The organism is Alloyangia pacifica, assembly GCF_020524285.1.
Lineage (GTDB): Bacteria > Pseudomonadota > Alphaproteobacteria > Rhodobacterales > Rhodobacteraceae > Salipiger > Salipiger pacificus_B.
In genome coordinates, this window is sequence record NZ_JAIVKX010000008.1 from 258,444 (window position 1) to 280,584 (window position 22,141).

General features: G+C 66.9%; 18 protein-coding genes. 12 read left to right on the forward strand and 6 right to left on the reverse strand.

The annotated features are described in order from the left end of the window. Nucleotides 1–92: 92 nt before the first annotated feature. The 3 genes from secA (at nt 93) to LC039_RS12920 (ending at nt 5,523) form a co-directional block, all read left to right on the forward strand. A complete protein-coding gene (secA, locus tag LC039_RS12910) occupies nt 93–2,816 on the forward strand; it encodes a preprotein translocase subunit SecA (protein WP_226624821.1) in 2,724 nt (907 codons plus the stop codon). Between the two features lie 150 nt (nt 2,817–2,966). Next, entirely contained in the window at nt 2,967–3,926 is a 960-nt protein-coding gene (locus LC039_RS12915; RefSeq protein ID WP_226624823.1) for a translocase, read from the forward strand. 22 nt (nt 3,927–3,948) lie between these two features. Continuing rightward, nucleotides 3,949–5,523 carry a phosphate ABC transporter substrate-binding/OmpA family protein gene (locus LC039_RS12920; protein ID WP_226624825.1) on the forward strand — a complete coding sequence of 525 codons (1,575 nt, stop codon included), beginning with the start codon at nt 3,949–3,951 and terminating at the stop codon, nt 5,521–5,523. A gap of 3 nt (nt 5,524–5,526) precedes the next feature. Here the strand turns inward: LC039_RS12920 and radC are convergent, their stop codons facing one another. The 3 genes from radC to dnaK form a co-directional block, all read right to left on the reverse strand. Next, nucleotides 5,527–6,291: a RadC family protein gene (radC, locus tag LC039_RS12925; protein WP_226624826.1), complete on the reverse strand. Its 765-nt coding sequence runs from the start codon at nt 6,289–6,291 to the stop codon at nt 5,527–5,529. A 145-nt stretch (nt 6,292–6,436) separates the two neighbouring features. Continuing rightward, nucleotides 6,437–7,591 (reverse strand): molecular chaperone DnaJ, encoded by a 1,155-nt coding sequence (dnaJ, locus tag LC039_RS12930; protein WP_226624827.1) that lies wholly within the window; start codon nt 7,589–7,591, stop codon nt 6,437–6,439. A 76-nt stretch (nt 7,592–7,667) separates the two neighbouring features. Further along, nucleotides 7,668–9,602 carry a molecular chaperone DnaK gene (gene dnaK / locus LC039_RS12935; RefSeq protein ID WP_226624828.1) on the reverse strand — a complete coding sequence of 645 codons (1,935 nt, stop codon included), beginning with the start codon at nt 9,600–9,602 and terminating at the stop codon, nt 7,668–7,670. A gap of 203 nt (nt 9,603–9,805) precedes the next feature. Here dnaK and LC039_RS12940 point away from each other — a divergent pair, with 203 nt between their 5' ends. Beyond that, complete coding sequence (locus LC039_RS12940) at nt 9,806–10,429, forward strand: alpha-ketoglutarate-dependent dioxygenase AlkB family protein (protein WP_413463838.1); 624 nt, start codon at nt 9,806–9,808, stop codon at nt 10,427–10,429. A 3-nt stretch (nt 10,430–10,432) separates the two neighbouring features. Here LC039_RS12940 and LC039_RS12945 read toward each other — a convergent pair whose 3' ends face one another. Continuing rightward, the gene (locus LC039_RS12945; RefSeq protein WP_226624830.1) at nt 10,433–11,038 is read right to left on the reverse strand and encodes a COG3650 family protein; all 606 of its coding nucleotides are present in this window, start codon (nt 11,036–11,038) and stop codon (nt 10,433–10,435) included. 80 nt (nt 11,039–11,118) lie between these two features. Beyond that, entirely contained in the window at nt 11,119–11,949 is an 831-nt protein-coding gene (locus LC039_RS12950) for an ABC transporter permease (RefSeq protein WP_226624831.1), read from the reverse strand. Between the two features lie 121 nt (nt 11,950–12,070). Between LC039_RS12950 and cysQ the strand changes: the two genes are divergently transcribed. The 8 genes from cysQ (at nt 12,071) to LC039_RS12990 (ending at nt 21,527) form a co-directional block, all read left to right on the forward strand. Continuing rightward, entirely contained in the window at nt 12,071–12,868 is a 798-nt protein-coding gene (cysQ, locus tag LC039_RS12955; RefSeq protein ID WP_226624832.1) for a 3'(2'),5'-bisphosphate nucleotidase CysQ, read from the forward strand. 7 nt (nt 12,869–12,875) lie between these two features. Continuing rightward, complete coding sequence (locus tag LC039_RS12960; RefSeq protein WP_226624833.1) at nt 12,876–14,135, forward strand: glycosyltransferase family 2 protein; 1,260 nt, start codon at nt 12,876–12,878, stop codon at nt 14,133–14,135. A 92-nt stretch (nt 14,136–14,227) separates the two neighbouring features. Beyond that, nucleotides 14,228–15,121 (forward strand): UTP--glucose-1-phosphate uridylyltransferase GalU, encoded by an 894-nt coding sequence (gene galU / locus LC039_RS12965; protein WP_226624834.1) that lies wholly within the window; start codon nt 14,228–14,230, stop codon nt 15,119–15,121. Between the two features lie 18 nt (nt 15,122–15,139). Continuing rightward, entirely contained in the window at nt 15,140–16,123 is a 984-nt protein-coding gene (gene galE / locus LC039_RS12970; protein WP_226624836.1) for a UDP-glucose 4-epimerase GalE, read from the forward strand. Continuing rightward, on the forward strand, nt 16,104–17,321 hold the full coding sequence (locus LC039_RS12975) for a glycosyltransferase family 4 protein (protein ID WP_226624838.1): 1,218 nt from the start codon (nt 16,104–16,106) through the stop codon (nt 17,319–17,321). Before galE ends, LC039_RS12975 begins: the two co-directional genes overlap by 20 nt. A gap of 52 nt (nt 17,322–17,373) precedes the next feature. Then, the gene (locus LC039_RS12980) at nt 17,374–18,384 is read left to right on the forward strand and encodes a glycosyltransferase family 2 protein (protein WP_226624840.1); all 1,011 of its coding nucleotides are present in this window, start codon (nt 17,374–17,376) and stop codon (nt 18,382–18,384) included. Next, nucleotides 18,381–20,081: a beta-1,6-N-acetylglucosaminyltransferase gene (locus LC039_RS12985; RefSeq protein ID WP_226624842.1), complete on the forward strand. Its 1,701-nt coding sequence runs from the start codon at nt 18,381–18,383 to the stop codon at nt 20,079–20,081. The genes LC039_RS12980 and LC039_RS12985 overlap by 4 nt, the downstream gene beginning before the upstream one ends. A 6-nt stretch (nt 20,082–20,087) precedes the next feature. Beyond that, the gene (locus LC039_RS12990; RefSeq protein WP_226624844.1) at nt 20,088–21,527 is read left to right on the forward strand and encodes a nodulation protein NodH; all 1,440 of its coding nucleotides are present in this window, start codon (nt 20,088–20,090) and stop codon (nt 21,525–21,527) included. A gap of 144 nt (nt 21,528–21,671) precedes the next feature. Here LC039_RS12990 and LC039_RS12995 read toward each other — a convergent pair whose 3' ends face one another. Beyond that, complete coding sequence (locus LC039_RS12995; RefSeq protein ID WP_226624846.1) at nt 21,672–22,136, reverse strand: PTS sugar transporter subunit IIA; 465 nt, start codon at nt 22,134–22,136, stop codon at nt 21,672–21,674. Nucleotides 22,137–22,141 lie beyond the last annotated feature (5 nt).

Sequence of the window (22,141 nt, forward strand, 5' to 3'; positions counted from 1 at the left end):
TCGTTCCCCTGTGTCATATGGGTTGAGTGCGAGGCGGGCAAGCGGATGCCTCACGCGGAACACGACTTTGTCAGACAGGACAGGCAGGCCACATGCTCGGAATGGGAAAACTCGCGCGGACGGTGTTCGGCACCCCGAACGACCGCAAGATCAAGGCCACCCGACCTCTGATCGCCAAGATCAACGCGCTTGAGCCCGAATACGAGGCGCTCGACGACGCCGGGCTGATCGCCAAGACCGAGGAGTTCCGCAAGCGCTTTGCCGATGGCGAAAGCCTCGATGCCCTGCTGCCGGAAGCCTTTGCCAACTGCCGCGAGGCGGCCAAGCGCGCGCTCGGCCTGAGGGCCTTCGACGTGCAGCTCATGGGCGGCGTCTTCCTGCACCAGGGTAACATCTCCGAGATGAAGACCGGTGAAGGCAAGACGCTGGTCGCCACCTTCCCATCGTACCTCAACGCCCTCTCGGGCAAGAGCGTGCACGTGGTTACGGTGAACGACTACCTCGCCCGCCGTGACGCCGAATGGATGTCCAAGGTGTTTGCCGCCCTCGGCATGACCACGGGCGTGGTCTACCCGCAGCAGCCCGAGGCCGAGAAGAAGCAGGCCTATGCCTGCGACATCACCTACGCCACCAACAACGAGCTGGGCTTCGACTACCTGCGCGACAACATGAAGTCCGAGCTGGACCAGATGATGCAGCGCGGCCATGGCTTCGCCGTGGTCGACGAGGTGGACTCGATCCTCATCGACGAGGCCCGGACCCCGCTGATCATCTCCGGCCCCAGCCAGGACCGCTCGGACCTCTATGTCGCCATCGACCGGCTGATCCCCGAGCTACCCGAGGACGGATACACGCTCGACGAGAAGAGCCGCAACGTCACCTTCACCGACGAGGGCAACGAGGCACTCGAAGAGATGCTGCACCGCCGTGGCATCCTTCCCGAGGGCCAGACGCTCTACGATCCGGAAAGCACCACCGTGGTGCACCACGTGAACCAGGGCCTGCGCGCGCACAAGCTCTACACCCGCGACAAGGACTACATCGTCCGCGACGGGCAGGTGGTGCTGATCGACGAATTCACCGGCCGGATGATGGCCGGCCGCCGCCTCTCGGATGGCCTGCACCAGGCGATCGAGGCGAAGGAAGGCTGCCAGATCCAGCCCGAGAACGTCACCCTCGCCAGCGTGACCTTCCAGAACTACTTCCGCCTCTACGACAAGCTGGGCGGCATGACCGGCACGGCGCTGACCGAGGCCGAGGAATTTGCCGAAATCTACAAGCTGGGCGTGGTCGAGGTTCCGACCAACCGGCCGATCGCCCGGATCGACGACGACGACAAGGTCTACCGCACGACGGGCGAGAAGTACGCGGCGATCACCGAAGAGATCAAGAAGGCGCACGAGAAGGGCCAGCCGGTTCTCGTCGGCACCACCTCGATCGAAAAGTCCGAGCTGCTGTCGCAGCTCCTCACCAAGGCCGGGCTGACGCACAACGTTCTCAACGCCCGCCAGCACGAGCAGGAAGCGCAGATCGTCGCCGACGCCGGCAAGCTGGGCGCGATCACCATCGCGACCAACATGGCTGGGCGCGGCACCGACATCAAACTGGGCGGCAACTTCGAGTTCCTGGTGATGGAGGCCATCGCCGCCGACCCCGAGGCCGACCCCGAAGAGATCCGCGCCCGCATCGAGACCGAACATGCCCAGGCCGAGGCCAAGGTGAAAGAGGCCGGCGGTCTCTTCGTGCTGGCCACCGAGCGCCACGAGAGCCGCCGCATCGACAACCAGCTGCGCGGCCGTTCGGGCCGCCAGGGCGACCCGGGCCGCAGCTCCTTCTACCTGTCGCTCGAAGATGACCTGATGCGCATCTTCGGCTCGGAGCGGCTCGACAAGGTGCTGACCAAGCTCGGCATGAAGGAAGGCGAGGCGATCATCCACCCCTGGGTGAACAAGTCGCTGGAGCGCGCGCAGGCGAAGGTCGAGGGCCGCAACTTCGACATCCGCAAGCAGCTCCTGAAGTTCGACGACGTGATGAACGACCAGCGCAAGGTGATCTTCGCGCAGCGTCTGGAGATCATGGAAGCCAAGGACCTGTCGGAGATCGCCGAGGACATGCGCCACGAGGTCATCGACGAGCTGGTCGAGACCTATGCGCCCGCCAAGGCCTATGCCGACCAGTGGGACATGCAGGGGCTCTACGCCGCCTGCATCGAGAAGCTGGGCATCGACCTGCCGGTCATCGCCTGGGGCGACGAAGAGGGCGTCGACGCCGAGACCATCCGCGAGCGCATCGAGGAGGCCACCGACAAGCAGATGGCCGACAAGGCCGAAGCCTTCGGCCCCGAGACCATGCGCCAGATCGAGAAGCAGGTTCTGCTGCAGACCATCGACACCAAGTGGCGCGAGCACCTTCTGACGCTCGAGCACCTGCGCTCGGTGGTGGGCTTCCGCGGCTACGCGCAGCGAGACCCGCTGAACGAGTACAAGACCGAGGCCTTCCAGCTCTTCGAGACGATGCTCGAGTCGCTGCGCGAGCGCGTCACCGAGCAGCTCGGCCGCGTCCGGCCGATGAGCGAGGAAGAGCAGAAACAGATGCTGCAGCAGATGGCCGAGCAGCAGGCGCAGCAGCAGCGCGCCGCCGCTCAGGCCCATGCGGTCGGACCGAGCGAAACCGCGGGCATCCCGGAAGCCCACGAGCCGCTGGTGGCGGGCTTCGACGAGACCGACCCGGCGACCTGGGGCAACCCCAGCCGCAACGACCCCTGCCCCTGCGGCTCGGGCAAGAAGTTCAAGCATTGCCACGGCAGCCTCGCCTGACCCGGCACTGACACCGACGACCGACTGTCCGGGGCGGGCCCGGGGCGAAAATGCCCCGCGTCCGCCCCGATGACTCCACCCCGCCGCCGCAACCATGCCTCTTTTTCGGGGCAGATTGTTTCCTGTACGAGTTCAGTGCCGGGGACGATCATGGGACGGATCAAGACCTACAGACTTGCAGTTGTGACGCTCTGCGCCGCCGTGAGCATCGGCTTTGCGATGCAGCAGCACGACTCCCGCAGCAAGCGCGCCGGGGCCATGCAGATCTCGCAGATCGAGGACACCTCCTCGCCCCGCCTGCCTGCCCTGCCCTCTGACCGCGCCGCCGAGGCCAGCCTGCCCGCGCCGCAGGTGCGGCTTGCCGCCGCCGTGGCCGAGCCCAGCTCTCCCCCCGCGATCCTGCCTCAGGAAACCGAGGCCCGCCCCGCCGATTGCGCCGTCACCCTGTCTGCGCGCACCGGCGCCGGGGCCATGGTCGCGCTCGACCTCGAGGCGCCCTGCTTTGCCTCCGAGCGGGTAACCATCCACCACAGCGGGCTGATGTTCACCGAGGTGACCCAGCCCGACGGCACGCTCCGCGTCGAGGTGCCTGCGCTGGCCGAACACGCGCTCTTCATCGCCTCCTTCGCCAGCGGCGCAGGCGCCACCGCGACAACCGACGTGCCCGCCCTGCCGTTCTACGACCGCATCGCCCTGCAATGGCGCGGCGAGAGCGGGCTGGCCCTGCACGCCAACGAGTTCGGCGCGGCGGGCGATGAGGCCGGCCACGTCTGGGCCGCCGCCGCCGGTGACCTGACCCGCACAGCACGCGGCGAGGGCGGCTTCCTGACCCGGCTCGGCGATGCGGCGAGCCCCGAGGCGCGCATGGCCGAGGTCTACACCTTCCCCGCCGCCGCCGCGAAGAAAGCCGGCGCGGTCACGCTCACCATCGAGGCCAAGATCACCGAGGCCAACTGCGGCCGGGGGCTCGAGGCGCAGACGCTGCAACGCCGTCTGGGCCGCAGCCTGCGGGCCAGCGACCTGACGCTCGCAATGCCCGATTGCAGCGCCGCCGGTGACTTTCTGGTGTTGAAAAACCTGCTCGAAGACCTGAAGATCGCCGCCAACTAGAACGAGCGGTCAAGAGGCCCCGATGCGACAGGTCCGTGCGGCGATCATCGCCGCACTTTTCATTCCGGGCGCCCTTTCAGGCTTCCTTTTTCCCACACCCGCCGAAGCCCAGGACGTCACCCTGCGCTCGCGCGACGGCGGCATCGAGCTGAGCGGCACCATGCTCGGCTTCGACGGCGAATTCTACCGCATCGACAGCCGCTACGGCGAGCTGACGGTCGACAGCTCGGGCGTGCTCTGCGAGGGCGTCGGCTGCCCCTCGCTGACCGATTTCGTTGCCGAGCTGCGCATCTCCGGCGCCGCCACCATGGGCACCCTGCTGGTGCCCGCGCTGATCGAGAGCTTCGCGCAGCGCAACGGCTACGACGCCACACCGGGCACGCTGGCCGAGGGCGGGACACGCTATGCCCTGACCGATGGCGACCGCGAGATCGGCCAATTCGATATCGCCCCCTCCAGCACCGACGAGGGCTTCGCCGACCTGCTGGCCGACGAGGCCGACATCGTCGTCGCCCTGCGCGAGATCCGCGACGGCGAGCGGGAGCTCGCCCAGCAGGCGGGATTGGGCGATCTGACGCAGCCCAACCGCAGCCGCGTGCTGGCGCTTGACGCACTGTTGCCGGTGGTCGCCCCCGCCAACCCGGTCACCGCCGTCTCGCTGCCCAACCTCGCGGGGGTGCTGTCGGGCGAGCTGGACAACTGGCGGGACCTCGGCGGGCCGGATGCGCCCATCGTGCTGCACCTCCCGCGCAAGGGCTCGGGGCTGGTGCAGGCGCTGGAGGACCAGCTGCTGCAACCCCCTGCCCTGACCCTGCGCAGCGCCGAGACCATCCGTCATCAGAGCGCCGCCGAGCTGTCCGCGGCAGTGGCCGAGGATGCGCTCGGCCTCGGCTTCGTCAGCGCGGCAGAGGTCGGCAACAGCCGCCCCATCACGCTGACCGGAAGCTGCGGCTTCCACCTGCGCGGCACCCGGCAGGCGATCAAGACCGAGGACTACCCGCTGACCATGCCGGTCTTCATCTACATGCCCGCGCGCCGCCTTCCCAAGCTGGCGCGCGAGTTCCTCGAGTTCACCCGCTCTGCCCCGGCACAGATTGTCATCCGCCGCGCGGGTTTCGTCGACCAGACCCCCGAAGAGCTGCCGCTGGACGCGCAGGGCGACCGGCTGGCCAATGCCGTCGCCGTTGCCGAGGGCGAAGACGGGCTGGCCGAGCTGAAGCGGCTGACCGGCACGCTCGCGCCGATGCGGCGGCTGACCACCTCCTTCCGCTTCGAGGCAGGCTCGGCGGATCTCGACGCGCAATCGCGCTCGAACGTGCAGCAGCTCGCCCGGGCGCTGGAGCTCGGCGAATACGACGGGCGCACGCTGGTCTTTGTCGGCTTTTCCGATGGACAGGGGCCGAGCGCGGGCAACCTGCAGATCGCCCGCGAGCGCGCGGCCTCGGTCCGCGATGCGGTGACCGCCGCCGCCGAGGCCAGCGACCTTGCCGGCATCACGCTGCAGACCGACGCATTCGGCGAGGCCATGCCCATGGCCTGCGACGACACGGTCTGGGGCCGGCAGGTCAATCGCCGCGTCGAGGTCTGGCTGCGCTAGAGCTCAGAGCAGCCCCTCGGCCCGGAAGCTCAGCTCGCGCGACCGGCCGATCACCAGATGGTCGTGCAGGGTGATGCCCAGGGCTTCCGCCGCGGCCTGGACCTGCGCGGTCATCTCGATGTCGGCGCCGCTGGGGGTGGGGTCGCCCGAGGGGTGGTTGTGCACGAGGATGAGCGCGCTGGCGTTCAGCTCCAGCGCCCGTTTCACCACCTCGCGCGGGTAGACCGGCACGTGATCCACCGTGCCCCGCGCCTGCGGCTCGTCGGCAATCAGCACGTTTTTGCGGTCGAGGAACAGGATGCGGAACTGTTCGGTATCGCGGTGCGCCATGGCGGTCTGGCAATAGTCCAGCAACGCCTCCCACGAGCTGACCACCTGCCGCTGCAGCACCCGGCTGCGGGCCAGCCGGTGCGCCGCGGCCTCGACGATCTTCAGCTCGGTCACCACCGCATCGCCGACCCCGTCCACGTCGCGCAGCCGGGCGGGCGAGGCCGAGACCACGGCGTTGAAATCGCCGAAATGATCGAGAAGGCGGCGGGCGAGCGGCTTCATGTCCTGCCGGGGGATCGCCCGGAACAGCAGCAGTTCGAGTAGCTCGTAGTCGGGCACCGCATCGGCGCCGCCGGTGAGGAACCGGTCCCGGAGGCGTTTACGATGGTCGCGGATGTAGGACGGCAGCGTCCGGCCGACCGGTGCGGGGCGCGGCAACGCCTCTTCCCCCGCGAAGAGCGAGGGCTGGGTGTCGGAGAAATGGCGGGGCGGGCTCATCGCCCCAGGGTGGCGGACGTGCAGTTAGAGAAGCGTTAAGCCACCTCGGACGCCGCACGCGATGGCCCCCGAAAGCTTGCCCCTGCCGCAAAAGAAAACGGCGCGGGATACCCCGCGCCGCCTCCGGTTACTACGGTGGGGCCGATCAGCCCTTCATCGAGTCCCAGAACCCTTTCACCGAAGAGAAGAAGCTCTTCGACTCGGGATTGTTGTCCTCGGACTGGTCCTCGAACTCACGCAGAAGCTCCTTCTGGCGCGAGGTGAGGTTCACCGGGGTTTCGACCGCCAGCTCGATGAACATGTCACCGGCCGGGCCGCCGCGCAGCGCGGGCATGCCCTTGCCGCGCAGGCGCATCTGCCGGCCCGACTGGCTGCCCGCGGGAATCTTCACCCGGCTGCGGCCGCCGTCGATCGTCGGCACTTCGATGTCGCCGCCAAGCGCAGCGGTGGTCATCGACACCGGCACGCGGCAATGCAACTCGGTGCCCTCGCGCTCGAAGATCCCGTGCTTCTTCACCTCGATGAAGATGTAGAGATCGCCCGGAGGCCCGCCGCGCATCCCCGCCTCGCCTTCACCGGCCAGACGGATGCGGGTGCCGGTCTCGACGCCCGCCGGGATGTTCACCGACAGCGAGCGCTCCTTCTGCACGCGGCCCTGGCCGCCACAGGAGGAACAGGGGTTCTTGATGATCTGGCCGAGACCCGAGCAGGTCGGACAGGTGCGCTCGACAGTGAAGAAGCCCTGCGTTGCGCGGACCTTGCCCATGCCCGAGCAGGTCGGGCAGGTGACCGGCTCCGCGCCGCCCTCCGCGCCCGAGCCGTTGCACTCGCCGCATTGCACCGAAGTCGGCACGTTGATGGTCTTCTGCAGGCCGCCGTAGGCGTCCTCCAGCGTCACGCGCAGGTTGTAGCGCAGGTCGGCGCCGCGCGCCGCACGCTGGCGTCCGCCGCCACCGCGGCCCCCGCCCATGAAGTCGCCGAAGAGATCGTCGAACACGTCGGAGAAGGCCGAGGCGAAATCGCCCTGCTGGCCGAAACCGCCGCCGGGACGTCCGCCGCCGCCGCCCACGCCGCCCTCGAAGGCGGCGTGGCCGAAGCGGTCGTAGGCGGCCTTCTTCTCGGCGTCCTTGAGAACCTCGTAGGCCTCGTTCACTTCCTTGAACTGAGCTTCCGCGTCAGGGTTGTCCGCGTTCCGGTCGGGGTGAAGTTCCTTCGCCTTCTTGCGATAGCCCTTCTTGATCTCGTCCGCGGAGGCCCCTTTGGCGACGCCGAGCAGCTCGTAATAGTCACGCTTGGACATACATGCCCTCCTTGGCCCGGAACAGAAAAGGGCCGGTCCGGCATCCGGACCGGCCCCCGTCTGGTTCCGCTATGGCTTAGCTGCGCTTGCGGTCGTCGAGGTCCTCGAAGTCCGCATCCACGATGTTGTCGTCATCCGACGGGCCCGACTTGTCGCCGGCGTCGTCGGCATCGGCCTCGGGAGCGGAATCGCCCGCTTCGGCCTGCGCCTTGTAGATCGCCTCGCCGAGACGCATCGCCACTTCGGTGACGTTCTGGATGCCGGCCTTCAGCTTCTCGCCGGTGACGTCATCCTTCTCGAGGTCATCCTTGAGCGCGGCCACGGCCAGCTCGATGGCTTCGATGGTCGACGGGTCGACCTTGTCGCCATGATCCTCGATCGACTTCTCGGTCGAGTGGATGAGGCTTTCCGCCTGGTTGCGGGCCTCGACCAGCTCCTTGCGCTTGCCGTCCGCCTCGGCGTTCTCCTCGGCGTCCTTGACCATGCGCTCGATGTCCTCGTCGGTGAGGCCACCCGATGCCTGGATGGTGATCTTCTGTTCCTTGCCGGTGCCCTTGTCCTTGGCCGACACGGAGACGATGCCGTTGGCGTCGATGTCGAAGGTCACCTCGATCTGCGGCATGCCGCGCGGTGCCGGCGGGATGTTCTCGAGGTTGAACTGGCCGAGCAGCTTGTTGTCGGCCGCCATCTCGCGCTCACCCTGGAAGACACGGATCGTCACGGCGCCCTGGTTGTCCTCGGCGGTGGAGAAGATCTGCGACTTCTTGGTCGGGATCGTGGTGTTGCGGTCGATCAGGCGGGTGAACACGCCACCCAGCGTCTCGATGCCCAGCGACAGCGGGGTCACGTCGAGCAGGACCACGTCCTTCACGTCACCCTGCAGAACGCCGGCCTGGATCGCGGCGCCCATGGCGACCACTTCGTCCGGGTTCACACCCTTGTGCGGCTCCTTGCCGAAGAACTTGGTCACCTCTTCGATGACCTTCGGCATGCGGGTCTGACCGCCGACCAGGACCACCTCGTCGATCTCGTCCTTGGAGATGCCGGCGTCCTTCAGGGCGGCCTGGCAGGGCTTGATCGAGTTCTTAATCAGGTCGCCAACGAGGCTTTCCAGCTTGGCGCGGGTCAGCTTCATCACCATGTGCAGCGGCTGACCGTTCGAGCCCATCGAGATGAACGGCTGGTTGATCTCGGTCTGGCTCGAGCTCGACAACTCGATCTTGGCCTTCTCGGCAGCTTCCTTGAGACGCTGCAGGGCCATCTTGTCCTTGGTCAGGTCGACCTGGTGCTCTTTCTTGAACTCGTCCGCCAGGTAGTTGACGATCCGCATGTCGAAGTCTTCACCGCCGAGGAACGTGTCGCCGTTGGTGGATTTCACTTCGAACAGGCCATCGTCGATCTCGAGGATGGTCACGTCGAAGGTGCCGCCGCCGAGGTCGTAGACCGCGATGGTCTTGGATTCTTTCTTGTCGAGGCCATAGGCCAGCGCAGCCGCGGTCGGCTCGTTGATGATGCGCAGCACCTCGAGACCGGCGATCTTGCCGGCGTCCTTGGTGGCCTGACGCTGGGCGTCGTTGAAGTACGCAGGCACCGTGATGACGGCCTGGGTCACTTCTTCGCCGAGGTAGCTCTCGGCGGTTTCCTTCATCTTGCCGAGGATGAAGGCAGAGATTTGCGACGGCGAGTATTTCTCGCCACGGGCTTCAACCCAGGCGTCGCCATTGCCGCCGTCCACGATGTTGTAGGGGACGATCTTCTGGTCCTTGGTCACTTCCGCATCGGTGGTGCGGCGACCGATCAGACGCTTGACGGCGAAGATGGTGGCTTCGGGGTTGGTCACGGCCTGCCGCTTGGCGGGCTGGCCGACGAGACGCTCGTCGTCGGTGAATGCGACGATCGAGGGGGTGGTGCGTGCACCTTCGGCGTTTTCAATCACGCGAGCCTGGCTGCCGTCCATGATGGCGACGCAGGAGTTCGTGGTGCCGAGGTCGATACCGATCACTTTGCCCATGATTCGATCCCTTTCCAATTCAAGGCGATGACGCGAGGCATGCGGACCCGTTACGGCATCCAGCCCCGCTTGTTCAAAGAAGCCGTCCGGCGGGGGCCTCGCGGCGTTCGGAGGGTATATAAGGAGGGGGTTTGAGCCCTGCAAGCGGCCATGGCGGGGCTTTGCCTGCATTTGGGGGGAATTTCTTTGCAAGCCGCCACGGAATGCCACAGAAGAAGGCCATGAGCCCTCCTCTCGACATTCGCGGCTTCCGGTTCTTCCCGGGTTTCCTCGACCGTCCCGCGCAGGAGGCGCTCGTGAACGTGCTGCGCGATCTGCTGCGCAATGCGCCGCTCTACCAGCCGGTCACGCCGCGTGGACAGAAGATGTCGGTGCGGATGAGCGCGGCGGGGCGCTTCGGCTGGGTCACCGACCGCCGCGGCTACCGCTACGAGCCGCGCCATCCCGGCGGGATGGACTGGCCACCGATTCCCGAGGAGGTGCTGGCGATCTGGCGCGCGGTCTCCGGCGCGACGCGCGAGCCCGAATGCTGCCTGATCAACTGGTACGGCGAGGGCGCCCGCATGGGTCTGCACCAGGACAAGGACGAGGCGGATTTCTCCTGCCCCGTGGTCTCTGTCTCGCTCGGCGACGAGGGGCTCTTTCGCATGGGCAACGCGGAGCGCGGCGGCAAGACCGAGTCGATCTGGCTGAAGTCCGGCGACGTGGTGGTGATGGGCGGCGACGCGCGGTTAAAGCACCACGGCATCGACCGCATCCGCTTCGGCTCCTCGACGCTGCTGCCGCAGGGCGGGCGGATCAATCTCACCCTGCGCGTGGTCACCTGAAGCTCAGCGCGTCAACTCGCAGCAGCCCGAAAGCGTGCGGCTGATGCGGCCCGTCAGCACAAGCGTCGCCGAGAGCCCGTAGAGCCGGTCGGACATGCCGTCGCTGCACTGCGCCTCCGGGCTGGCCACCAGCACCGCCTGCAGGTGATCGGCCCCGGCGACGGAACTGAACGGCCAGCGCTGGCCGCTGGCGGTCTCGAACCCCCCCGCGAGCAGGACCTCCTCGGGATCGTCGGGGGTGGTCACGGTGGCCGCCTCGCCCTGCCGGACCTCATAGCTCCAGAACGGCTCGGTGCCGAAGCAGCGCAGCCCCTCGACCTGCGGCAGGCCGCCGTTGTCTTCGGGTGCGAGGTAGGCCATCGAGACCCAGCCGACGCCCTCCCCCATTGGGATACGCCCCCATGTCCCGTCGTCGTTCAGCGCGCTGACCTCCACGCCGCGCGCCGAGGGCGTGAGCGAGCCGAGCCGCGTTGCCTCGGGGTCCGGGGCCGCGCGGATGTTCAGCACGTCATCCGCCGCAACACCGGACACCGCATAGAAGGCAGGCAGGTCCTGCGCCGCGACGGGTGTCGCGAGCGCGAAAATGGCAAGCGTAACCAGGTATCTCATCAAGGCACCTCCCCGGGTCGGTCGCGCTCCATCATGGCGCAGACCGGCATGCTGCGTCCAGCGCCGCGGGGGGAAAGCGCCTAGCGGCGCGCCGACCAGGAGGCCGAGGCGTGCTTGCGGGTGTAGAATTCGCCCATCAGCCCGATCATCAGCAGCACGATCGACACCCACAGCGCGTATTCCCAGCTGGAATTGCGCGGGAAGTAGTTGGCGAAAGCATAGCCGCGCGACTGGTCGATGGTGTGAAACAGCGGGTTCCAGTCGAAGATCGCCAGCATCCCCGGCGTCAGCGAGTTCGCGACGAACATCTTGCCCGAGGCGATCATGTTGGCGCGCTGGTAGACCGTGGTGAGGATCGACACCGGCGTCGGGAACCACGGCTTCGCCGCAAGAAAGACCATGCCGATCGCCGCGCCGGAGAACCACGACAGCAACAGCATGCCGAGCGCGCCGATGGGATCGTGGATTTCGCTCATCACGAAGGGATTGAAGGCCACGTCGTAGACGAAGAGGATCGCGAAGAGCGACAGCACCTGGATGTAGAGCGTCGAGAGCATGGCCGAGGCAATGGCGATGGCGGTGTTCATCGGCGCGTGCTGCATCATCGGGCTCGCCGGCCCCTCGGAACTCGCGACCGCTCCCAGGGTCTTGGAATGGGTCATGTAGAGAAAGACGCCGGTCATGATGTAGATCATGAAGTCGCCGCGGATCGCCGTGCCGCGCAGTCCGAGGATCTGGAACATGAAGTAGAAGGCGAGCACGAAGATGATCGTCTGCAGCATGTTCATGAAGATCGCCATGAAGGCATTGCCATGGCTCTTGCGCACCGCGCGCACCGAATTGTGGTAGATCAGTTCGCCAATGTAGAGGGCCGAACCCAGCCGGGACCGCGGCTTCGAGGTCTGAAACATGGCAACACTGCTCCGGTACACGCATAAAAAGACGGGTCTGCTTGCCCATCTTGACGCAGCGCAGCATAAGAGTCCCAGGCTTTCAAAGCAATAAATCCGCGCCGCGGAAGGGAGTACTGCATTGAATTATGAGAACCTTGTTGCCGTGATCCGACGTCTCGCACTCGAAGCGGGGGACAAGATCATGGAAATTTACAATTCCGACGATTTTGAAGTGAAGTCCAAGTCCGACGCCAGCCCGGTGACCGAAGCCGACGAAGCCGCCGATGCGCTGATCTCGGCCGGCCTGCGCGAAGCCTTCCCCGAGATGCCGCTGGTCACCGAGGAGCAGGCCGACAGCCATGACGTCGAGGCGATGACCTTCCTCATCGTCGACCCGCTCGACGGCACCAAGGAATTCGTCAACCGCCGCGGCGATTTCACCGTGAACATCGCGCTGGTCGAGGACGGCGTGCCGACCTTCGGCGTGGTCTACGCTCCGGCCAAGGACCGCATGTTCTACACCGACAGCGTCGGCAACTCGGTCGAGGAAATGGGGCCCTTCGACAAGGAGACCCCGGGCGAGACCAAGCCGATCAAGGTCTCCACCCCCGACAATTCCGCGTTGCTGGTGGTGGCCTCGAAATCGCACCGCGACCAGGCCACGGACGACTACATCAACAAGTACAGCACTGCCGACATGAAGAGCGCCGGCTCCTCGCTGAAGTTCTGCCTGGTGGCCACCGGCGAGGCGGACATCTATCCGCGCCTCGGCCGCACCATGGAATGGGACACCGCCGCCGGCCAGGCCGTGCTGCAGGGCGCGGGCGGCCGCGTCGTGCGCTTCGACGACCACACGCCGCTGGCCTACGGCAAGCCCGGCTTCGCCAACCCCTTCTTCATCGCCTACTCGCCCGACGTCGCGCTGAAAGAGGCCTGAGACCGGCATGACCGCCCTGCCGGTCAGCGTGGTCATCGTCAGCCGCGGACGTCCCGCGGCGCTCGATCTCTGCCTGACCGGCGTGGCGCAGCTCGATCACCCCGCCTTCGAGGTGGTGGTGGTCGCCTGCCCCGCCGGGGCCGCCGCCGTCGCGGCGCGGCCCGACCGGCAACACATCAAGCTTGTCCGTTTCGACGAGCCGAACATCTCCGCCGCCCGCAATCTCGGCATCGCGCAGGCGGCGGGGGACATCGTCGCCTTCATCGACGACGATGCGGTGCCCGAGCCGCTCTGGCTGCACCACCTCTGCGCGCCCTTTGCCGATCCGCAGGTCGCGGCGGCGGGCGGCTTCGTGCGCGGTCGCAATGGCATCTCGTATCAATGGCGCGCCCGTTCCGTGACAGCGCACCTGCAAGAACGCGCGCTCGATCTGCATGCGCCCGGCCCGCATCTGCCCGAGCTGCCGCCGGGCGAGGCGCCCAAGCTGCAGGGCACCAACATGGCGCACAGGCGCGAGGTGCTGGCAAAGATGGGCGGCTTCGATCCGGCCTTCCGCTTCTACCTCGACGAAACCGATCTCGACCTGCGCCACGCCGCGGCAGGACACCGCGTCGCCATCGCACCGCTGGCCGAGGTCCACCACGGTTATGCCGAAAGCGACCGCCGTGGCGCTGACCGGAGCCCGCGCGACCTCACCGAGATCGGCGCCTCGATCCGCGGCTTCCTCGACCGGCATTGCCCGGAAGCGGATCGCGGCGGCGCATGGGCAAGGCTCCGCGCGGAGCAGCGCACGCGCCTGCTGCGGTACCTGCAACGCGGCCCCCTGGGCGCGGACGACGTGGTGCGGCTGCTAAGCGGGCTGGACCGGGGCTGGCAACAGGGCGCCGAGCGCGCCCCGCGCGCGCCCCTCACACCGCTCGGCGCCGCGGTGTCGCCTTACCTTCCGCATCCGGGTCGCCCCGCCGCGCCGCGCATCACCCTGTCAGGCAGACCGCTGCAACGCGAAGCCCTGCGGAAGAAGGCGAAACAACACGCAGAAGGTGGCAAAATCGTCACAATCTATCGGCTTTCGCGGACGGCCATATTCCACCGCCTGCGCTTCCACCCGGACGGCTTTTGGGAACAGACGGGCGGCCTTTACGGGCGCAGCATACGCACAGGCAAATTGCTGAATTTCTGGCGTTTTCGGGACCGCGTCGGCAAAGAAATCTCGCGCACCGAAAACGTCCGGGGGAAATCCGCCGGTTTGGACTTCCATAGACGCTAGATTTACTTTTACGCTGTTGCGGCAATATGCTGTTGATTAATTGATTCACTCTGTGGCGTCAGGCCCAGAAAATAGTTCCAGGAGCACCTCCCATGTCCCGCAAGGTTACCAAAGCGATTTTTCCTGTCGCCGGCCTCGGCACCCGATTTCTCCCCGCCACCAAGTCGGTCCCCAAGGAAATCATGACGCTGGTTGACCGCCCGCTGGTGCAATACGCCATCGACGAGGCGCGCGCTGCCGGCATCAAGGAATTCATCTTCGTCACCTCGCGCGGCAAGGGCGCGCTCGAGGATTATTTCGACCACGCCCCGCAACTGGAGCGTGAGCTTGAGGCGAAGGGCAAGGACAAGCTGCTGAAGACCCTGCAGGACACCAACATGGACTCCGGCGAGATCGCCTACATCCGCCAGCACAAGGCGCTCGGCCTCGGCCACGCGATCTGGTGCGCGCGGCGCCTGATCGGCAACGAGCCCTTCGCGGTGATGCTGCCCGACGACGTGATCGCCGCCGACAAGCCCTGCCTGCAGCAGATGGTCGAAGCCTACGAGGAAGTGGGCGGCAACATGGTCGCCGCGATGGAAGTGCCCGCCGACAAGGCCTCGGCCTACGGCATCCTCGACGTGCAGGAAGACATGGGCTCGCTCGTGTCAGTCAAGGGCATGGTCGAGAAACCCGCCGCCGGCGAAGCACCGTCGAACCTCGCGGTGATCGGCCGTTACATCCTGTCGCCGCAGATCCTGCAGAACCTCGAGGACAAGCAGGTCGGCGCCGGCGGCGAGATCCAGTTGACCGACGCCATCGCCAAGCAGATCGGCACCGAAGAGGGCGTCTACGGCTTCCGCTTCAACGGCCAGCGCTTCGACTGCGGCTCCAAAGCCGGCTTCCTGCAGGCCACGGTGTCCTTCGGCCTCAGCCGCGACGAGCTGCGCCACGACCTCGAAGGCTACCTGCACGAGGTCATGTCCTCGCGCAAAGCCGCGCAATAAGGCACGTCAGATCCCTTCATGACAAACGTACTGGTTACCGGCGGTGCGGGCTACATCGGCTCGCACGCCTGCAAGGCCCTGAAAGCGGCGGGCTACACGCCCGTCACCTACGACAATCTCGTCACCGGCTGGGAACAGGCGGTGAAATTCGGCCCCTTCGAAAAGGGCAGCATCTCGGACCGCGCGCGGCTCGACGAGGTCTTCGCCAAGTACCAGCCGGTCGCGGTGATGCATTTCGCCGCGCTCAGCCAGGTCGGCGAAGCCATGTCCCAGCCCGGGCTCTACTGGCGCAACAACGTCGAGGGTTCGCTGACGCTGATCGAGGCCGCCTGCGCCGCGGGCTGCAAGAACTTCGTCTTCTCCTCGACCTGCGCCACCTACGGCGAGCATGACAACGTCGTGCTCGACGAGGAGACGCCGCAGATCCCGCTCAACGCCTATGGCGCCTCGAAACGTGCGGTGGAAAACATCCTGCGCGACTTCGCCGCCTCGGACGGGCTGAACCACGTGATCTTCCGCTACTTCAATGTCGCGGGCGCCGATCCCGAGGGCGAGGTCGGCGAGCATCACCGCCCCGAGACGCACCTGATCCCGGTGATGCTCGAGGCGATCGACGGCAAGCGCCCGGCGCTCACCATCCACGGCACCGATTACGACACGCCCGATGGCACCTGCATCCGCGACTACGTGCACGTCATGGACCTCGTGGACGCGCACGTTCTGGGCCTCAAGTGGCTCGAAGCGGGCAAGCCGTCCTCGGTGTTCAACCTCGGCACCGGCAAAGGCTTCTCGGTCCGCGAGGTGATCGACGCGTCGCGCGCGGTGACCAACCGCGAGGTGCCGCACTCCGAGGGGCCGCGCCGTGCGGGCGATGCGACGAAGCTGGTCTCGGGCTCGACCCGTGCGCTGGCCGAGCTGGGCTGGGAGCCGTCGCGCTCGACCATGCCGAAGATGATCGCCGATGCCTGGAACTGGCATCTAAATGGGCATTACGATCACTGAGTCTTCGCCCCCTGCCCGGCTGCTCGACCTGACCCGGCTGGTCAGCCGCGCAGGCCGGGTGAGGACCGGGGTGGACCGCGTCGAATACGCCTATCTGGACCGGCTCCTGCAGGAGCCGGTTCCGCTTTTCGGACTGGTGAAAACCTCGCTGGGCTACCTCCTTCTTGACGGTGCCGGCTGCGCCGCGCTGAAGGCACAGATGGATGCGCAGGATTGGCCGGAAGCAGACCTGCTGGGCCGCCTCGCCCGCCGCGGCGATCCCCACAGGGCCGGCACAGAGACCGCGCTTCGCGCCAATGCCCTTGCCCGCGCCATCCCGGCATTGCTCGGCCCCTTGCTGCGCCGCCACCTGCCCGCCGGGACGGTCTACCTCAACACCGGCCACTCGAACTTCTCGGAGCAGGTCATCACCGCGCTCCGTCGGGTGGAGGGCAGCCGCATCGCCGTCCTTCTGCACGACACCATCCCGCTTGACTGGCCGCAGTACCAGCGCGCGGGCAGCGCCCAGCGCTTTGCTGGCTTCCTGAGACGGGTGGGCAGGCACGCCGACCTGGTCATCTGCAATTCCGAAGCGACCCGCGCAGACATGGCCCGGCACCTTGGCCCGGACGCTCTGCCCGAGACGCTCGTCGCGCATCTTGGCGTCACGCCCCCTGCCCCGGGCACGGCGCCCGAAGGCCAGTGGACCAAAGACCCCTATTTCGTCATCCTCGGCACCATCGAGCCACGCAAGAACCACGCGCTGCTGCTGGATATCTGGCGCGAGCTGACCCCGCCCGCACATCTGCTGATCTGCGGCGCACGTGGCTGGAACAATGCCGAGGTCTTCGCCGCGCTCGACGCGAGCATTCCAAACGTGCACGAGCTGCCCGGCCTCGACGATGCGCAGATCGCCGCGCTGCTCGCGAAGAGCGCCGGGCTGCTCTTTCCCAGCCATGCGGAAGGCTACGGGCTTCCGCCGGTCGAAGCCGCCGCGCTCGGCGTGCCCGTGCTCGCCGCGCCACTTCCGGTGCTGCGCGAGGTGCTCGGCGATATACCCATTTACGCAGACGAATCGGACCGATATCTTTGGGCCGCAAGAATAAGGCAAATGGCCAAGGGGTATCGGGCACAACCGGACGCGGCGCGAACCACGCAGGCAGGGTATCTCCCGCCAACGTGGGACGCCCATTTCAAAGCCGTGTTAACCCTGATCTGATATCCGGCCTCCGGGCCGGTTCCGGGGCCCTGCCCCGAACGAGGGAAGTGTTGTGGGTGCATTGCAGTCATACAGGCTTCGGCTGCAGCGCAAGCGGTGGCTGATCCGGGCATCGCGCAAACGGCGTGAGCTGCGCTGCGTCGCCGACCGCACCGACCGCATCCGCCCCTCCGATCTCATCGTCTTCTGCACCGCCCGGAACGAGGGTGTGCGCCTGCCATGGTTCCTCAAGTACTACCGCGACATGGGCGTCAACCACTTCGTCATGGTCGACAACGACAGCACCGACGGCTCGCTCGACTATCTCGCCCGGCAGGATGACGTCTCGGTCTGGCACACGCGGGGCAGCTACAAGCGGTCGCGCTTCGGCATGGACTGGATCAACCACCTGCTGCGCAGGTACGGACACGGCCACTGGGTGCTGGTGGTCGATCCCGACGAGCTGTTCCTCTACCCGTTCTGCGACACCCGCCCGCTGCGCGCGCTGACCGACTGGCTCGACGCCTCGTCGATCAAGAGCTTCTCGGCCATGCTGCTCGACATGTACCCCAAGGGCCGGCTCGACGCGCAGCCCTATACCGCCGGGCAGGATCCGCTGGAGGTCGCCGCGTGGTTCGATGCCGGCAACTACTCGGTGAAACGCAACCGGCGCTTCGGCAACCTCTGGATCCAGGGCGGACCGCGGGCGCGCATGTTCTTTCCCGACCAGCCCGAGCGCGCCCCGGCGCTGAACAAGATACCGCTGGTGAAATGGGACCGCCGCTACACCTACGTCAGCTCCACCCACATGCTGCTGCCGCGCGGGCTCAACCTGGTCTACGACGAATGGGGGGGCGAGAAGGCCTCGGGCCTGCTGCTGCACACCAAGTTCCTCGACACCTTCAACGCCAAGGCCGAGGAGGAGCTGACGCGCAAGCAGCACTACGCCGGATCGACCGAATACATCGCCTATGCGAGCGGCATCCGCGACAATCCGGACCTCTGGTGCAAGTGGTCCGAGCAATACATAAACTGGCGCCAGCTCGAGATCCTCGGCCTCATGTCCAAGGGAAACTGGGCATGACGGTCGGGATCATCATGCTGGTGCACACCGCCTTCGACCGCGCCGAACAGGTGGCGCGGCACTGGGCGAAGGCGGGTTGCCCGGTGGTGATCCACGTCGACGCGAAGGTCTCGCAGAAGACCTATGGCGCCTTCGCCGACGCGCTGTCTGACCTGCCGCAGGTGCTGTTCTCGCGCCGCCATCGCTGCGACTGGGGCACATGGGGGCTGGTCGCCGCCAGCCAGGATGCCGCCGAACTGATGCTCGAGCGCTTCATCGACGTCCGGCACATCTACCTGACCTCGGGCTCCTGCCTGCCGCTGCGCCCGGTGGAGGAGTTGATCGATTACCTCGACGCGCGGCCGCACACCGACTTCATCGAAAGCGCCACGACCGCCGATGTGCCCTGGACCGTGGGCGGGCTCGACCACGAGCGCTTCACCCTCTACTTCCCCTTCTCCTGGCGCCGGAACCGCTATCTCTTCGACCGGCTGGTCGAGGTGCAGCGCGTGCTCCGCGTGAGCCGCCGCATCCCCCGGGGCGTGGTGCCGCACATGGGCAGCCAATGGTGGTGCCTGACCCGGCACACGCTGTCGGCGATCCTCACCTCGCCGGAGCGCCGCCGGCACGAGCGCTACTTCCGCCGCGTCTGGATTCCCGACGAGAGCTACTTCCAGTCCCTCGCCCGGCTGCATTCGCGCAATATCGAGAGCCGGTCGTTGACGCTGTCGAAGTTCGACTTCCAGGGCAAGCCGCACATCTTCTACGACGACCACCTGAAGCTGCTGCGCCGCTCCGACTGCTTTGTCGCGCGCAAGATATGGCCGCATGCGGAGCGACTGTACGAGGCGTTCCTGAACCATCCGGAAAGCGCCGCGAACCGGCAGGAGCCCAGCCCCGGCAAGATCGACCGCGTCTTCGCCAGGGCGGTGGACCGCCGGACCCGGGGCCGTGCCGGACTCTACATGCAGTCGCGCTTCCCTAACCTCGGCTGGGAGAACGGCATGACCGCCGGGCGCTACTCGGTGTTCCAGGGCTTCTCGGAGCTTTTCGAGGACTTCGAGCCCTGGCTCGCCCGCACCACCGGGGCGCAGGTGCACGGCCACCTGTTTGCCCCCGAACGGGCCGAGTTCGCCGAAGGCCAGCCCGTGCTGAACGGCGCCCTGTCCGACAAACCCGCGCTGCGCGACTGGAACCACCGGGCCTTTCTGACCAACCTGATCTGGAACACCCGCGGCACCCGCCAGTGTTTCCAGTTCGGGCCGCATGATGCGCCGGAGGTCATGTGGGATATGGCACGCGATCCCAATGCGCAGATCAGCGTCATCTCGGGCGCCTGGGCCGTGCCGTTGTTCCGCGCGGGCGGCGATTTCGCCACGCTCCGGGCCGAGGCCGCCGCCCTGCAGAAGGCCGAACACCTGTTGCTCGACGAGCTGCGCTCGCCCGAGGCCAAGGCACGCATCCGCATCTGGACCATGGCCGAATTCATCGAGGCGCCGATGGAGCCACTGCAGCTGATCCTCGACGAAATCGGCCTCAAGGAGCCGCACCGCCTTGCCGAGGCGCCGGTCCTCCAAGACCTCACCGGCTTCGGACGCTTCCTGCAGAACCTGAAGAACCAGGGCATGCACCCCTACCTCATGGGCGACTTCCCGGTCGAGCCGACGCTGCGTCCCAGCAGCTCGCCCGCGCGCAAGCCCTACCTCGTGAAGAACTGAGTCTCCATGTCCGACCGTTTCGACAGTTTCGTTGTGTTCGCCGAAATGCGCACCGGCTCGAATTTCCTCGAAGCCAATCTCAATGCACTCGAAGGCGTCACCTGCCACGGCGAGGCGTTCAATCCGCATTTCATCGGCTATCCCAATTCCGGCGACATCCTCAGCGTGACCCAGCCCGAGCGCGATGCCGACCCGCTCAGCCTGCTGCAGGTGATCCGACAGGAGACGCCGGGCATGGGCGGCTTCCGCTTCTTCCACGACCACGACCCGCGCGTGTTGCAGCCGCTGCTGGACGATCCGCGCGTTGCCAAGATCGTGCTGACCCGCAATCCGGTGGAGAGCTACGTCAGCTGGAAGATCGCCCAGGCCACCGGCCAGTGGAAGCTGACCAATGTCAGCAAGCGCAAGGACGCGCAGGCCGAATTCGACGGCGCGGAATTCGAGGCGCATCTGGCGCGGTTGCAGGACTTCCAGGTCCGGCTGATGACCGCGCTTCAGGTGACCGGCCAGACGGCCTTCTACGTCGCCTACGAGGACCTGCAGAGCCTCGACGTGATGAACGGGCTGGCCAAGTGGCTCGGCATCCCCGCCCGGCTGGAAACGCTGGACGGCAAGCTCAAGCGGCAGAACCCCGAGCCGGTGGCCCGGAAGGTCGCGAATGCCGAGGAGATGGAGCACGCACTGTCGCGCCTGGACCGGTTCAACCTGTCCCGCACCCCCAATTTCGAGCCGCGCCGCGGCCCGGTGGTGCCCTCCTACATCGCCGCTGCAGAGACGCCTCTGCTCTACATGCCGATCCAGTCCGGCCCGACGGGCGCCGTGCGCCGCTGGCTCGGCGCCCTCGACGGAGTCACGGAGGAGGCGCTCACCGGCAATTTCAGCCAGAAATCCTTGCGGCAGTGGAAACGCGCGCGCCCCGGGCACCGCAGCTTCACGGTGATCCGCCATCCCCTCGCCCGCGCCCACGAGGCCTTCTGTACGCGCATCCTGTCCACCGGGCCCGGCAGCTACGGCCGCATCCGCAAGACCCTGCGCCGCGCCCATGGGGTGCCGCTGCCCGAGGGCGCCCCCACCCCTGGCGGCACTCCCGACTACAGCCTCGCCCAGCACCGTGATGCCTTTGCCGCCTTCCTGATCTTCCTGAAGGCCAATCTTGCCGGCCAGACGGCGGTGCGGGTCGACGGGCACTGGGCCTCGCAGGCGCAGAGCCTGCAGGGCATGGGGGAGTTCACCCTGCCCGACATGATCGTCCGCGAGGAGGAAATGGCCGTCTACCTGCCCGCGCTGGCGATGCAGGTCGGCCATGCCGCACCCCCTGAACCGGAACTGCAGCCGGACGCCGCGCCCTATGCGCTGGCGGACATCTACGATGCCGCTCTGGAGGCACTCGCCCGCGAGGCCTATCAGCGTGACTACCTGATGTTCGGATTCGGTGACTGGGGCTGAGCCCGGACCGGCCCCGAACCCGAACCCGACCTGCCGCACAGGCGATCTGGCCCACACCAATCTGCCCCACACGCAAAGAGAGCGGACCCTGCGGCCCGCTCTCTCTGAAATCTTCGGTCGTTTGACGTCTTCGGTCGTTTGACGTCAGGCCGCCTGCGAGGAGCGATCCTCGGTCAGCACGGCGTAGAGCGTCGACGGGTCCGGGTTGGCCCGCAGCTTGGTGCAAAGCGATGCGTCCCGCAGCGAACGCGAGACAAGTGCCAGCGCCTTCAGGTGCTCCACCCCCGCGTCTTCCGGCGCGAAGAGGGCGAAGACGATGTCCACCGGCTGCCGGTCCACCGCCTCGAACTCGACGGGTTTCTCCAGCAGGATGAACACGCCGTGCACCTGGTCGACGCCGGGGATACGCGCGTGCGGAAGCGCCACGCCATGGCCCACGCCTGTGGGACCAAGGCTTTCGCGCTCCATAAGAGCCTCCACGGCCGAGGCCGCGTGAATGCCATAGGCGGATTCGGCCAGCTCGGCGATGTCATGCATCAGCCGCTTCTTGCTGCTTGCCGCCGCGACGACCTTCACGGCCTGCGGTTTCAGGAGTTCAAGAAAGGTCATAGACC

What these genes read in the sequence shown, in the direction of transcription:
- secA (WP_226624821.1), top strand. Translation starts at nt 93, where the DNA reads ATGCTCGGAATGGGAAAACTCGCGCGGACGGTGTTCGGCACCCCGAAC.
- LC039_RS12920 (WP_226624825.1), top strand. Translation starts at nt 3,949, where the DNA reads ATGCGACAGGTCCGTGCGGCGATCATCGCCGCACTTTTCATTCCGGGC.
- LC039_RS12915 (WP_226624823.1), top strand. Translation starts at nt 2,967, where the DNA reads ATGGGACGGATCAAGACCTACAGACTTGCAGTTGTGACGCTCTGCGCC.
- LC039_RS12940 (WP_413463838.1), top strand. Translation starts at nt 9,806, where the DNA reads ATGCCACAGAAGAAGGCCATGAGCCCTCCTCTCGACATTCGCGGCTTC.
- LC039_RS12975 (WP_226624838.1), top strand. Translation starts at nt 16,104, where the DNA reads ATGGGCATTACGATCACTGAGTCTTCGCCCCCTGCCCGGCTGCTCGAC.
- LC039_RS12990 (WP_226624844.1), top strand. Translation starts at nt 20,088, where the DNA reads ATGTCCGACCGTTTCGACAGTTTCGTTGTGTTCGCCGAAATGCGCACC.
- galE (WP_226624836.1), top strand. Translation starts at nt 15,140, where the DNA reads ATGACAAACGTACTGGTTACCGGCGGTGCGGGCTACATCGGCTCGCAC.
- dnaJ (WP_226624827.1), bottom strand. Translation starts at nt 7,591, where the DNA reads ATGTCCAAGCGTGACTATTACGAGCTGCTCGGCGTCGCCAAAGGGGCC.
- LC039_RS12985 (WP_226624842.1), top strand. Translation starts at nt 18,381, where the DNA reads ATGACGGTCGGGATCATCATGCTGGTGCACACCGCCTTCGACCGCGCC.
- LC039_RS12945 (WP_226624830.1), bottom strand. Translation starts at nt 11,038, where the DNA reads ATGAGATACCTGGTTACGCTTGCCATTTTCGCGCTCGCGACACCCGTC.
- LC039_RS12995 (WP_226624846.1), bottom strand. Translation starts at nt 22,136, where the DNA reads ATGACCTTTCTTGAACTCCTGAAACCGCAGGCCGTGAAGGTCGTCGCG.
- radC (WP_226624826.1), bottom strand. Translation starts at nt 6,291, where the DNA reads ATGAGCCCGCCCCGCCATTTCTCCGACACCCAGCCCTCGCTCTTCGCG.
- galU (WP_226624834.1), top strand. Translation starts at nt 14,228, where the DNA reads ATGTCCCGCAAGGTTACCAAAGCGATTTTTCCTGTCGCCGGCCTCGGC.
- LC039_RS12950 (WP_226624831.1), bottom strand. Translation starts at nt 11,949, where the DNA reads ATGTTTCAGACCTCGAAGCCGCGGTCCCGGCTGGGTTCGGCCCTCTAC.
- LC039_RS12960 (WP_226624833.1), top strand. Translation starts at nt 12,876, where the DNA reads ATGACCGCCCTGCCGGTCAGCGTGGTCATCGTCAGCCGCGGACGTCCC.
- dnaK (WP_226624828.1), bottom strand. Translation starts at nt 9,602, where the DNA reads ATGGGCAAAGTGATCGGTATCGACCTCGGCACCACGAACTCCTGCGTC.